Source organism: Mesorhizobium oxytropidicola, assembly GCF_056174625.1.
Genome location: NZ_CM149692.1, coordinates 1,197,887 through 1,210,588, shown reverse-complemented (window position 1 = coordinate 1,210,588; position 12,702 = coordinate 1,197,887). Strand labels below are relative to the sequence as shown.

Here is a 12,702-nt window from a genome sequence, read left to right as displayed (position 1 = left end):
TGTGGCTCCAGCAACAGGGCAATTTGAGAACGCTACCAGAGCCAATGGCTGGTAGTATATACCTCGCAGGTGGTATATCTGATCTATTTTCTCGTTTAAGGGGGTATGGATTGAGCGCATCGCGCAGCGACGAATACAGCCGGCTCGCCGCCCTTGTCGCTGCGACACGGGAGGCGAGCGGCGATCAGTTCGGCAAGGCGATGGTCGACTGGCTGCGCCAGCATGTCGGCTTCGACCACTGCGTGATCTTTGGCTATCGCGGCGCCTCGCGCCCGCCGCTGCTGTTCGAAACCTTTTCGCCGGCGGAGAGCCATGTCTTCGTCGCGCTCTACCAGGAAGGACCTTATCTGCTCGACCCGTTCCATCACGCGGCGGTCGAGCGCAAGGAAGGGTTCTGGCGCATGCGTGAACTGGCACCGGATCGCTTCTACGCCAGCGAGTATTTTCGCTCCTATTACAGCCAGACGAAACTGGCCGAGGAGGTCGGCTTCTTCGTGCCGCTGCCGGGCAAGGACGCGCTGGTGTTGTCGCTGATGCGGTTGCACGCTTCAGGGCCGTTCGGCACCGCCGATGCCAGGCTGCTGCGCGACATGGCGCCGGCGGTGATCAATTTCATCAGGTTGCGTTGGCCCGCCCTTCCCGCCGACGAGCCGGCTGAAGCCAAGCAGGACGAGACACTCGCTCCGGTCAACGAGTTCGACCGCGCCCATATCTGGAAGAGCCTGTCGCTGACGCCGCGCGAAAAGCATGTCGTCGACCTGGTGCTGCAGGGGCACTCGACGGAATCGATCGCCCGGGCCATGCGCATCGTGCCGGGCACGGTAAAAGTCCACCGCCGCAACATCTACCGCAAGCTCAAGATCAAGTCGCAGGCCGGCCTGTTCGCCCGCTTCGTCGAGATCATCGACGCGCGGATCCGGTAATTGCCACGGCCTTCAGCGGTCGTTTGATCAGGCTGACGCGTCGCCATCCCAGGAACCTGTCTCGGCCATCCGCTTCAGCAGCGGTGCCGGCCTGAACACATCCTTGCCGGTCTGCTGGTGCCAATGCTCGAGCCGTTCGACGATCTTTGCCGCCCCTTCCAGGCCAGCCCAGAACATCGGCCCGCCCTTGCCGATCGGAAAGCCGTAGCCATTGGCCCAGACGACATCGATGTCCGAGGCCCGCGCCACGATCTTCTCTTCGAGGATTTTCGCCCCCTCATTGACCAGGGGATAGAGCGTGCGCTCGATGATTTCGTCCGCGCTGATCGCGCGCGGCGCGATACCGCGCTCGGCAGCTTTGGCGCGGATCAGCGCCTCCACCTCGGGATCGGGAACGCCTGCCCGCGCGCCAGCCTCGTAGAGGTAGAACCCCCGGCCGGTCTTCTGGCCGAAACGCCCCTGCTCACACAGCGTGTCGGCGATGACGGCCGTCAGGCCGCGTGCCTTGCGGTTGCGCCAGCCAATGTCGAGGCCGGCGAGATCGCCCATCTGGAACGGCCCCATCGGCCAGCCGAAATCGGTGAAGGCCTTGTCGATCTGGCTGGGTGTCGCGCCCTCCAGCAGCAGCGCTTCCGATTCCGAACCGCGCGCGGCCAGCATGCGGTTGCCGACGAAGCCGTGGCAGACGCCGACGACGACAGCCACCTTGCCGATCCGCCGTGCCAGATCGATGACGGTCGCCAGCGCATCCGGCGCGGTCTTGTCGGCGCGCACGATCTCCAGCAGCTTCATGACATTGGCCGGCGAGAAGAAATGCAGGCCGAGCACATCCTGCGGTCGCGAGATGGAGCCGGCGATTTCGTTGATGTCGAGATAGGAGGTGTTGGTGGCGAGGATGGCGCCCGGCTTGGTCACGGCGTCGAGCCTGCCGAACACCTCCTTCTTCACCGCCATGTCCTCGAACACCGCCTCGATGATCAGGTCGCATTCGGCGAGATCGGCATAGTCGGTCGAGCCCTTGAACTGGGCGAGCCGCTGATGCTTGGCGTCTTCGGTCAAGGAACCGCGCGAAACGGAAACGGCATAGTTCTTCTCGATCGTGCCCAGCCCGCGCTGCAGCGCTTCCGCGCTGGTCTCCAGCAAGGTGACCGAGAAACCGCCATTGGCGAAGGCCATGGCGATGCCGCCGCCCATCGTACCGGCGCCGATGACGCCGACGCGCGCGATCCTGCGCTTGGGCGTGTCCTTGCCGGGAAGCTTTGCCGCCTCACGTTCGGCGAAGAACAGATGGCGCTGCGCCCGCGACTGGTCGCTGGCGACCAGTTTTGCGAACAGCACGCGCTCCGCCGCCAGCGCTTCGTCGAAGGGCAGCGTGACGGCATTGCGCACCGCTTGCGCGCAGGCGACCGGCGCTTCGAGCCCGCGCGCTTTCCTTGCGAGATCCGCCGCCTCGGCATCGAAAGCCGTGAGATCCGTTTCGCCAAGCAAGTCATCGCGATCACGCACCGGCGTGAACGGACCACCCTTGCGGGCGATTTCGCGGGCAAAGTTCACGGCGTGCGTGGTCAGATCGCCTTCGAAAACGGCATCGACCAGACCGCCGGCATGCGCTTCGGTCGCGCCGATCGGCGTACCCGAGACAATCATCTTCAGGGCCTTCACCGCGCCGACAAGACGCGGCAACCGCACCGTGCCGCCACCGCCTGGCAAGATGCCGAGCTTGACTTCGGGCAGGCCGAGCTTGGCGCCGGCATCGGCGACACGGAAATGGCAGCCGAGCGCCAGTTCCAGCCCACCGCCGAGCGCCGTGCCGTGGATGGCGGCAACCGTCGGCTTGGCGATGGTTTCCAACATCGCCACGATGGCACGCAGATCGGGCTGTTGCACCGGCTTGCCGAATTCGGTGATGTCGGCGCCGGCGACGAAGGTCCGTCCAGCGCAGGCAATCACAATGGCCGCCACCGACGCGTCATCGCGCAAGGCAACGAGCGCCTGCATCAGCGGCTCGCGGACATGAAAGCTCAGCGCGTTGACCGGCGGATTGTCGATGGTGACGATGGCGACGCCATTGTCGTTCACGACGCTGACAGAACTGGACAAGCAGAGCCCTCCCGGGACCGACTGAGATCGCGGAAGGGTTTACTAGGCTCCGCCGCGAATGGGAACCCGCTGTTGGGCTGGCCTAACGATTGTCCGGGGGCTCCGTGAACGCGTCGTGATCCTTCACACTACCGCACCGCCTTCTCGCCACCCGCCGCCGTAATCACCCCGACAATGATCAGCCCCGTCAGCAGGAGCCGCACGCCGGCGCTGACGCCGAATGTGTTGAGCATGGTGAGCAGCAGCACCAGAAACAGCGCCGCGCCCCACACTCCCGGCACATTGGCCTTGCCGCCGGCCACCGACGTGCCCCCGATGACAACGACGGCGATCGAGGCCAGCAGGTATTCATTGCCGATATCGACATTGGCGCCGCGGAAATAGCCGGCAAGCAGCGCGCCATCGATGCCGCCGAGCGCCCCCGACAGCGTGTAGGTGATGAAGCGGATGCGGCCGACATTGACGCCAGCGAGCCAGGCAGCGCGGATGTTCTGGCCGATCGCCAGCACCGAGCGGCCGTAGATCATGCGCTGCAAGGCGATGGCCGCACCGATGGTGAACAGCACGGTCAGCACCGCCAGCACGGGAATGCCCAGTATCTGCCAATTGGTGAAATCGGCAAAGCCCGGCGGCGGCTTGATCTGCAGCCCACGCCCATAGCTGATGTCGATCGACTGGATGATGAAGCTCGCCGACAGAGTGGCGATGATCGGCGGAATGCGCAGCGCCCAGATCAGCAGGTAATTGACCGCGCCGATCGCTGCACCGCAGGCGAGTGCTGCCAGCAGCCCGACGACGATCATGGAATCGCTGCCGGCCATCACCTTCATGGCAACCGCGCTGGCGAGGCCGATGTTGGCCGGCAGCGACAGGTCGACATTGCCCGGCCCAAGCGTGATGACGAACATCTGGCCGACGCCGACGATGACCGTGAACACGGCCAACGAAAGGGCTGCCGTGACCATGCCGCCGGCACCATAGCCGCCGGTGAAGATGATCGTCGCCAACCACACGACAAGCGCACCGATGAACGACCAGATCCAGGGTTTGCCGGCCAGCGATTTCACCAAAATCATCGCTCACCTCTCCCTGCGGCTGATCAGCACCCGCGCCGCCAGCACGATGATCAGGATGGCGCCGTTGGCGGCCACCTGCCAGTCCGGCGGAATGTGCATGAAGGTGAGCAGCGGCGAGGCCGCCAGCGCCAGTGTGAGCGCGCCGATCACCGCGCCGATCGGCGACACCCTCCCGCCGACGAATTCGCCGCCGCCGAGGATGACGCCGGCAATCGCCAGCAGCGTATAGCCATTGCCGATATTGGCATCGGCCGAGGTGGTGATGCCGATCAGCGCCATGCCCGACAGCACACCGAACAGGCCGGCCAGCGCAAACAGCACGATCTTGGTTTTGAGCAGCGACCAGCCGGCGCGCTTGAGCGCGGCCGGATTGCCACCGGAGCCGCGCAGGATCACGCCATAGGAGGTGCGCATCAGGCCGAAATGGACGACGAGGCCGATCAGCAGCGCCGCGATGATCGGGAAGGGAATGAAAGGCGGCTTGAACGACATGATCGCCAGCAGCCAGTCCGGCGCCTTGCCGCCGGGCTTGGGCAGGACGAGGATGGCGAGCCCCTGCCAGACGAAACTCATGCCGAGCGTCACCACGATCGACGGCAGATTGCGCAGATGGATCAGCGCGCCAAGCAGCGCATAGATGCCGATCGAGCCAAGCAGGATGGCGACGCCGATGAGCGGCGCCTCCTTCAGCCAGGTCGCGGTGACGCAGCCGACGAAACCGACAAAGGTGCCGATCGACAGGTCGAGCTCATTGCCAGCAATGACGAACATCTGCGCGATCGTCGCCAGTGCGATCGGGATCGCCAGGTTCAGCATCAGGCTGAAGCCGAAGTAGCTGATGGCGCGGGGGTTGAGCCAGGCAATGGCGAGCAGCACCAATGCCAGCGACAGCGCCGGCAAGAGCCCGCGCAAAAGGCGGGCACGGGCCAGCGCGCCGCGCTCGGCGGAACTCCTGGCAGTGGTGTCGAGACTGGCGGCGGTCATCTCAGGCCGCGTCGCCGAACGAGGACTGGATGATCTTCTCTTCGGTCAATTCGTCGCGACCCAGATTGGCGACGATGCGGCCGTTCTTGAAGACATAGACATGGTCGCAATTGTCGAGTTCCTCGGTTTCCGTGGTGTACCAGAGGAAGGTGCGGCCGCGGCCAGCCTCCTCGCGCACGAGGTCGTAGACTTCTAGTTTGGTGCCGATATCGACGCCGCGCATCGGATCGTCCATCAGCACGATTTCCGCATCCGAGCCGAGCGCGCGGGCAAACAGCGCCTTCTGCTGGTTGCCGCCCGACAGCGAAAAAATGTTGTTGTTCATGTCGGGCGTGCGGATGCCGATCTTCTTCTGCCAGGCCTCGGCGAGTTCGGCCTCGCGCCGCGGCGAGATCAACAGGCCATTGCGCAAACGCGCCAGCGAACGGATGCCGATATTTTGCGCGATCGACCATTGCGGGAAAATGCCATCCGACTGGCGGTCGCCGGCCACCAGCGCCACTGGCGCGGTCACTTCGATGCCGGTCCTGGCGCGGGAAGCAGCAGCGAAAATCGCCAGCAGCAGGTCGGTCTGGCCGTGTCCCGCCAACCCCGCAAGGCCGATGATCTCGCCGGCGCGGGCGACAAGGTCGGCGCCGTCCTTCTGCGCGGCGGGACGCGCCCGCACCCGCAGCGGACTGGCCGCCGGCTTGGCGGCGGCAATCGCCGCCGCGATCTTCTGCCGTGCCTCCGCCCCGCCCATCGCCGTCACCAGCCGGTCGCGGTCGAAGGCATTTGCCGCATCAGCGACAACCACCTTGCCGTCGCGCATCACCACGATGCGGTCGGCATTTTTCAGCACCTCGCCCAGCACATGCGAGATCAGGATGCAGCTTTTGCCGCCGGCAACGAAGCGGCGCACGAAGGCCAGCAACTGGCCGGCCGTGTGCGCGTCCAGCGATGACGTCGGCTCGTCGAGGATGACGAGGTCGAGCCGGTCTTGCGTCACCGTGAAGGCGCGCGCCACCTCGACCATCTGGCGCCGGCCGATCGACAGGTTGCCGACAATGTCCCAGGCTGAGATGCCATGATCCGGAAAGATTTCGTCAAGCTTGGCGGTGATGAGTGCTGCCGCCTTGCGCCGCCAGCCGAGGCCCGAGAGTGACGCGTGGTTGATGCGCGTGTTTTCGGCGACGCTGAGATTGGGGCACAGCGACAGTTCCTGGAACACGCAGCGTATGCCGAGCTTTTGCGCCCGCGACACCGAGTAGTTGTCCTCGATGCCGCCATGCACGCCGATGGTGCCACTGTCGGGCGTGAGCGTGCCCGCTACCATATGCATCAACGTCGATTTGCCGGCGCCATTGTGGCCGACCAGGCCGACGCATTCGCCGGGCCGGACATGGAAGTCCACACCGCCCAGCGCGCGAACGGCGCCGAAATGTTTTTCGGCGCCGCTCAGTCTGATGATGTCAGCGTTCCCTTCAGGCATGCCTAGAGATATCCGCGCGATGGTACGAAGGGCAACGCCGGCGCGACATTCACTTAATGTTGGCCTTGATCGCCGCGAGGGCGTCTTCCTGCGTGTATTCGTGGGTGGCGACGCCGCCTTCCTTGATCTTCGGCAGGGCTGCCTCGAAATCGTCCTGGGTGAAGGCCAGATACGGCACCAGCAGGTCGTGCGGGATATCCTTGCGGCCATCGAGCACCTGCTGCGCCACCCAGAAGGCGAGCGACGACACGCCGGGCGCGATCGAAGCCGACCAGGTCTTGTAGCCGTCCTTGTCCTTCTGTTCCTTCCACCACTTCAGTTCGTCCTGGCGGTTGCCCATGATGATGGTCGGACGCGGCTTGCCAGCGGCGGCGAAGGCCTGTGCGGCACCATAGCCGTCACCGCCCTGATCGACGATGCCGACAATGTCGGGCAATGAGGGCAGGATGGTCGCAACCGCTTTCTGCGCCGTCGTCTGGTCCCAGTCGCCGGTCACCGAGCCGACGATCTTGAACTCGGGATGGGCGGCGACGCCTTCGAGGATGCCGGCATGGATGGCATCGTCGATCGACGTGCCGGCCAGGCCACGGATTTCCAGAAGGTTCCCGCCCTTGGGCTGGAACTTGGCCATCTGCTCGACTTCCTGCTTGCCCATATCCTTGAAGTCGACGACGACGCGGTAGGCGCAGGGCTCCGTGACGGTGCCGTCGAAGGAGACGACGGTGATGCCGGCATCGCAGGCCTGCTTGATGGCGCCATTGAGCGCGTCCGGCGAGGCGGCATTGATGACGATGGCGTCATAGCCCTGCAGGATCAGGTTCTGCACCTGCGCCGCCTGCGTCGGCACTTCCTTGTCGGCGGTGGTGAAGATGTCGGCCGCGCCGACGATCTTGTCTTCAACCGCCTTCTTGGTGACGATGCCATAGCTGTCGAGCATCGCCTGCCGCCACGAATTGCCGGCGTAATTGTTGGAGAATGCGATCTTCTTGCCACTGGTGTCGGCAAGTGCCGTGCCCGAGGCGAGCATAGCCGCCAGCGCACCCAGAACGAGCAGTTTCTTCATATGATTTCCTCCCAAAGTTGCTAGTTTTGCCTGATGATGATTACGCGCAGTCCCTGTTTTTTATCTATTGTCAGACAAATTCAGACGAACCGCAAGCCGTCAACTGCAAAGGCTGGCATGCCTTCGATCAACTTGCGGTGCAATGATTGAAAAAGCCGCCGGCACATGGTCTAGGAGCACGACAGGAGGCCAATTGATGGCAGAAACGCCGACCGTTGCCAAAGGCGCGCCCGGAATACCGGCCCGCTGGACATCAAGCGCCAAGAGTGGCGTCGGCACCGCGTTTTCAGCCAAGAGCCCGCTGTGGTTCACGATCAGTCACGGCATCTTGAACGAGATCTATTATCCGCGTCTCGACAGCGCCTGTACGCGCGACATGGAGCTGATCGTCACCGGCCCCGGTGGCTATTTCTCGGAAGAAAAGCGCGACGCCGCGCACGCAGTCGCGCCCTTCGAGGACGGTGTGCCGGGCTACAGGCTGACCAACACCGCGACAGACGGCGCCTACCGTATCGAAAAGCGCATCATTACGGATCCGAACCGGCCTGTCCTGCTGCAGGAGATTGCATTCGTACCGCTGAAAGGTCCGGCGGCCGACTACCAGGTCTACGCGCTGCTTGCGCCGCACCTCGTCAACGCCGGCATGGGCAACACGGCCTGGGCCGGCGAGCACAAGGGCCAGCGCATGCTCTTCGCGACGGGGCGCGGCGTCTCCCTGGCGCTGGCCTCCTCGCTGCCCTGGCATAGCTGTTCGGCCGGCTATGTCGGCTTTTCCGACGGATGGCAGCAATTGCAGAACGGCGGTGCGCTCGATCCCTCCTGCCAACGGGCGGAAGACGGCAATGTCGCGCTGACCGGCGAGATCGGCTTCTCGGCCGACAAAACCACGGCCTTGCTGGCGCTCGGCTTCGGCGCGTCGCCGGAAGCAGCCGCCGACCTGGCGCTGGCCAGTCTCAAGCAGGGTTTCGAAGCCGCCGCCGCGACCTATGTCGAGAACTGGCGGACATTTCAGGCCGGGCTCGAGAAGCTCGACCGCCACACCGCCTCCGGGCTGAACACCTATCGTGTGAGCACAGCGGTTCTGGCCTCGCATCTCTCGGTCGCGCGACCGGGTGCCGCCGTTGCCAGCCTGTCGATCCCCTGGGGCTTCAACAAGGGCGACGACGATCTCGGCGGCTACCATCTGGTCTGGCCGCGCGACCTGGTCGAGACCGCCGGCGGTTTCCTTGCCGCCGGCGACGGCAAGCAGGCGCTGCAGATCCTGACCTATCTGCGCTCGATCCAGCAGCCCGACGGCCACTGGCCGCAGAATGTCTGGTCAAACGGCACCGCCTATTGGCCCGGCATCCAGATGGATGAATGCGCCTTTCCGCTGCTTCTGGCCGACGCCTTGCGCCGCGCCGGCCACCTGCCGCGCACAAAACTCGCCGATTTCCTGGCGATGATCGAAAGCGCGGCCTCCTATGTCGTGCGCAACGGCCCCGTCACCGGCGAGGACCGCTGGGAGGAAGACGCCGGCTACAGCCCGTTCACGCTGGCCGTCGAGATCGCCGCGCTGCTTGCCGCCGCCGACATGCTGGATGTCGTCGGAAAGAGTGAGCCGGCAAACTACCTGCGCGAAATCGCCGACTGTTGGAACGATCAGGTCGAACGCTGGACGTACGTCACGGGCACTGAGGGGTGCATCGAGACAGGCGTCGAAGGCTACTATGTCCGCATCGCGCCGCCGGACGATGCGGGCGCCGCCGCGCCGAAGGACGGCTTCGTGCCGATCAAGAATCGTCCGCCGGGCGACACCGACAAACCGGCGGAAGCCATCATCAGCCCAGACGCCCTGGCCTTGGTCCGCTTTGGCCTCAGGGCGGCCGACGATCCGCGCATCGTCGATACCGTCAAGGCCGTCGACGCCCTTTTGCGTTGCGACCTGCCGCAAGGCCCGGTCTGGTACCGCTACACCGGCGACGGCTATGGCGAGCACGAGGATGGCACGCCTTTTGACGGCACCGGCCAGGGCCGCGCCTGGCCCCTGCTCACCGGCGAGCGGGCGCACTATGAGCTGGCGGCTGGCCGCAAGGAGAAAGCCGCGCAGCTTCTCGAGACCTTCGAGCGCTCGGCGGGTATAGGCGGGCTGCTGCCGGAACAGGTCTGGGACAGCCTGGACGTGCCGGACCGCGAGCTGTGGCTTGGCAAACCGTCCGGCAGCGCCATGCCGCTGGTCTGGGCGCATGCCGAGCACATCAAGCTGTTGCGATCGCTGCGCGACGGCACGGTTTTCGACATGCCGCCGCAAGGCGTCGAGCGCTATATCAAGGGCAAGACAAGCTCGCCGCTCAGAATATGGCGCTTCAACAGCAAGATCCGTTCCATCCCGGCCGGCAAGGCTTTGCGCGTCGAGCTTTCGGCGCCCGGCGTTGTCCATTGGAGCAGCGACAATTGGCTGACGATCCAGGACCACAAGACCAGGGAAAACGCTTTCGGCGTCCATCTGGCCGACCTGCCGGTCGCCGGACTGGAGCCGGGAAGCACCCTCGTCTTCACTTTTTTCTGGCCCGATGCGATGCGTTGGGAGAATGTCGACTTCAGCGTCGGCATTGACGCGTCATGACTGAAGCAGCGGGGCCGATAGATTTGTTCTTTCCTCAAGCAATCGGGACGAAACCATGCAGATCGGAATGATGGGACTGGGCCGGATGGGCGCCAACATGGTCCGCCGCCTGATGCGCGACGGCCATGAATGCGTCGTCTACGACATCAACGCGGCAAGCGTCGCCGCGCTGGTCAGCGACGGTGCGCTCGGGGCGGCATCGCTGACGGAATTCGTCGGCAAACTCGCCAAGCCGCGCTGCGTCTGGCTGATGCTGCCGGCAGCCATCACCGGCAAGATCATCGATCAGGTGTCGGCCCTGATGGAGCCCGGCGACATCGTCATCGACGGCGGCAATTCCTACTATCACGACGCCGTCGACCAGGCCGCGAAACTGGCCACCAAGGGCATCCATCTTGTCGATGTTGGCACCAGCGGTGGTGTCTGGGGCCTGGAACGCGGCTACTGCCTGATGATCGGCGGTCCCGACGTAGCGGTGAAGCACCTCGATTCGGTCTTCGCCACGCTGGCGCCGGGCGCCGATGCCGGCGCGCCGACCCCGGACAAGGCCGCAGGCACCGCGCCCTTCGGCTATCTGCATTGCGGACCGAGCGGCGCCGGCCACTTCGTCAAGATGGTGCACAATGGCATCGAGTATGGCGTCATGGCCGCCTATGCAGAAGGCATGAACATCCTGAAATCGGCCAATGCCGGCAAGCGGCAACGCACGGCGGACGCCGAGACCAGCCCGCTGGAAAACCCGCAATATTACCAGTTCGACATCGACCTTCCGCAGGTGGCCGAGGTCTGGCGCCATGGCAGCGTCATTGGCTCGTGGCTGCTCGACCTGACCGCCGGCGCCCTGAAGAGCGATCCGGGCCTGGCGCAGTTCGGCGGCCGGGTTTCGGATTCGGGCGAAGGCCGCTGGACGCTGAAGGCGGCGATCGACACCGGCGTGCCGGCGCCGGTGCTGTCCTCGGCGTTGTTCGACCGTTTCTCCTCGCAAGGCGAATCAGAATTCGCCGACAAGCTGTTGTCCGCCATGCGCTACGCCTTCGGCGGCCATGTCGAAAAGCCGAAGGCCGGCAAGTGACGCCACAGCGGGAGACGCACGCATGAGCCAGGAACGGTCCGACACACTAGTGCTCTTCGGGGCCACCGGCGACCTCGCCCACAAGAAGATATTTCCAGCGCTGTACCAGATGGTGGCCAAGGGCACACTCACCGAACCGGTGATCGGTGTCGCCTTCGACGCCTGGGACTTGAAGCAGTTGCAGGACCGCGCCCGCGACGGCATCGTCAATGCGCTGGGCAAGATCGACGAGAAGGTGTTCGCCAAATTCGCCTCGCAGCTGCGCTATGTCAGCGGCGACTACCGCGATCCGGCCACTTTCGAGAAGCTGAAGACAGCGCTCGGCAGCGCCCAGCGGCCGCTGCACTACATGGCGGTGCCGCCGACCATGTTCGAGACGGTCGTGCAAGGGTTGGAGCAATCCGGCACCGCGCATGGCGCGCGGCTGATGGTGGAAAAGCCGTTCGGCCACGATCTGCAATCGGCGCGCTGGCTGAACCGGGTGCTGCATCTGGTGTTCGACGAACAGTCGATCTTCCGCATCGACCACTATCTCGGCAAGGAAGCGATCCAGAACCTGCTCTATTTCCGCTTCGCCAATTCCCTGCTCGAACCGATCTGGAACCGCAATTTCGTCGAGAGCGTGCAGATCACCATGGCCGAGGATTTCGGCATCGAAGGGCGCGGTAAGTTCTATGACGATGTCGGCTGCATCCGCGACGTCATCGAGAACCACCTGCTCAACATCCTTTTGCTGCTGGCCATGGAGCCGCCGGTCGGCCGTTCCGCCGACGATCTGATCGACGAGAAGGTCCAGGTGCTGAGGGCGATCCGGACGCTGACGAAGGACGATGTCGTGCGCGGCCAGTTCACCGGCTATCTCGCCGAGCCCGGCGTCAAGCCGAACTCGCCGGTCGAGACCTTCGCGGCGGTGCGCTTCTTCGTCGACACCTGGCGCTGGCAGGACGTGCCGTTCTTCATCCGCGCCGGAAAGAACATGCCGGTGCATGTCACCGAGGTGGTGGTGCGGCTGAAGCGGCCGCCGCTCGACGTCTTCGACCCTATCAAGCCCGCCGACCAGAATTACGTGCGCTTCCGTATCGACCCGCAGGTGGTGATCGCCATCGGCGCCCAGCGCAAGGCGCCTGGCGACGACATGGTCGGCGAGCAGGTGGAGTTGACGGCGCTCGACGACAGCAAGAGCGACATGCCGCCTTACGAACGGCTGATTGGCGACGCCATGAACGGCAATGGCCAACTGTTCACGCGCCAGGACGCGGCCGAGCTCGCCTGGCGCATTGTCGGGCCGGTCCTCGGCGACACCACGCCGCCGCATCTCTACGAGCCCAAGACATGGGGGCCTGCGGACGCCATGGCCGGCTTCGGACCGCCCAATGGCTGGATCGACCCAGTGGCATGACTGGAGGGG

9 protein-coding genes are annotated in these 12,702 nt (G+C 64.8%); 4 read left to right on the top strand and 5 right to left on the bottom strand.

The window, feature by feature from the left end; genetic code table 11:
* Window positions 1-110 precede the first annotated feature (110 nt).
* Window positions 111-923 carry a helix-turn-helix transcriptional regulator gene (locus AC0V8S_RS05940; protein WP_475437132.1) on the top strand — a complete coding sequence of 271 codons (813 nt, stop codon included), beginning with the start codon at window positions 111-113 and terminating at the stop codon, window positions 921-923.
* A gap of 27 nt (window positions 924-950) precedes the next feature.
* On the opposite strand, the gene AC0V8S_RS05935 is transcribed toward AC0V8S_RS05940, so the two are convergent.
* The 5 genes from AC0V8S_RS05935 to AC0V8S_RS05915 form a co-directional block, all read right to left on the bottom strand.
* On the bottom strand, window positions 951-3,023 hold the full coding sequence (locus AC0V8S_RS05935) for a 3-hydroxyacyl-CoA dehydrogenase NAD-binding domain-containing protein (RefSeq protein WP_475437131.1): 2,073 nt from the start codon (window positions 3,021-3,023) through the stop codon (window positions 951-953).
* A 128-nt stretch (window positions 3,024-3,151) separates the two neighbouring features.
* Window positions 3,152-4,099 carry an ABC transporter permease gene (locus AC0V8S_RS05930; RefSeq protein WP_475437130.1) on the bottom strand — a complete coding sequence of 316 codons (948 nt, stop codon included), beginning with the start codon at window positions 4,097-4,099 and terminating at the stop codon, window positions 3,152-3,154.
* A gap of 3 nt (window positions 4,100-4,102) precedes the next feature.
* Window positions 4,103-5,083: an ABC transporter permease gene (locus tag AC0V8S_RS05925; RefSeq protein ID WP_475437129.1), complete on the bottom strand. Its 981-nt coding sequence runs from the start codon at window positions 5,081-5,083 to the stop codon at window positions 4,103-4,105.
* A gap of 1 nt (window position 5,084) precedes the next feature.
* Window positions 5,085-6,554, bottom strand: a complete 1,470-nt coding sequence (locus tag AC0V8S_RS05920; protein WP_475437128.1) for a sugar ABC transporter ATP-binding protein — start codon at window positions 6,552-6,554, stop codon at window positions 5,085-5,087.
* Between the two features lie 49 nt (window positions 6,555-6,603).
* On the bottom strand, window positions 6,604-7,617 hold the full coding sequence (locus AC0V8S_RS05915; protein ID WP_475437127.1) for a substrate-binding domain-containing protein: 1,014 nt from the start codon (window positions 7,615-7,617) through the stop codon (window positions 6,604-6,606).
* A gap of 196 nt (window positions 7,618-7,813) precedes the next feature.
* On the opposite strand from AC0V8S_RS05915, the gene AC0V8S_RS05910 reads away from it, so the two are divergent.
* Genes AC0V8S_RS05910 through zwf form a run of 3 tightly spaced genes read left to right on the top strand, consistent with a single transcriptional unit; the run spans window position 7,814 to window position 12,693 of the window.
* A complete protein-coding gene (locus tag AC0V8S_RS05910) occupies window positions 7,814-10,222 on the top strand; it encodes a glucan 1,4-alpha-glucosidase (protein WP_475437126.1) in 2,409 nt (802 codons plus the stop codon).
* Between the two features lie 55 nt (window positions 10,223-10,277).
* On the top strand, window positions 10,278-11,294 hold the full coding sequence (gene gnd, locus AC0V8S_RS05905; RefSeq protein WP_475437125.1) for a phosphogluconate dehydrogenase (NAD(+)-dependent, decarboxylating): 1,017 nt from the start codon (window positions 10,278-10,280) through the stop codon (window positions 11,292-11,294).
* A 22-nt stretch (window positions 11,295-11,316) separates the two neighbouring features.
* A complete protein-coding gene (zwf, locus tag AC0V8S_RS05900; RefSeq protein WP_475437124.1) occupies window positions 11,317-12,693 on the top strand; it encodes a glucose-6-phosphate dehydrogenase in 1,377 nt (458 codons plus the stop codon).
* Window positions 12,694-12,702 lie beyond the last annotated feature (9 nt).

Bases quoted from the DNA above. Each gene is read 5' to 3' on its own strand.
- AC0V8S_RS05930 (WP_475437130.1), bottom strand. From the start codon at position 4,099: ATGATTTTGGTGAAATCGCTGGCCGGCAAACCCTGGATCTGGTCGTTC.
- AC0V8S_RS05925 (WP_475437129.1), bottom strand. From the start codon at position 5,083: ATGACCGCCGCCAGTCTCGACACCACTGCCAGGAGTTCCGCCGAGCGC.
- AC0V8S_RS05920 (WP_475437128.1), bottom strand. From the start codon at position 6,554: ATGCCTGAAGGGAACGCTGACATCATCAGACTGAGCGGCGCCGAAAAA.
- AC0V8S_RS05915 (WP_475437127.1), bottom strand. From the start codon at position 7,617: ATGAAGAAACTGCTCGTTCTGGGTGCGCTGGCGGCTATGCTCGCCTCG.
- AC0V8S_RS05910 (WP_475437126.1), top strand. From the start codon at position 7,814: ATGGCAGAAACGCCGACCGTTGCCAAAGGCGCGCCCGGAATACCGGCC.
- gnd (WP_475437125.1), top strand. From the start codon at position 10,278: ATGCAGATCGGAATGATGGGACTGGGCCGGATGGGCGCCAACATGGTC.
- zwf (WP_475437124.1), top strand. From the start codon at position 11,317: ATGAGCCAGGAACGGTCCGACACACTAGTGCTCTTCGGGGCCACCGGC.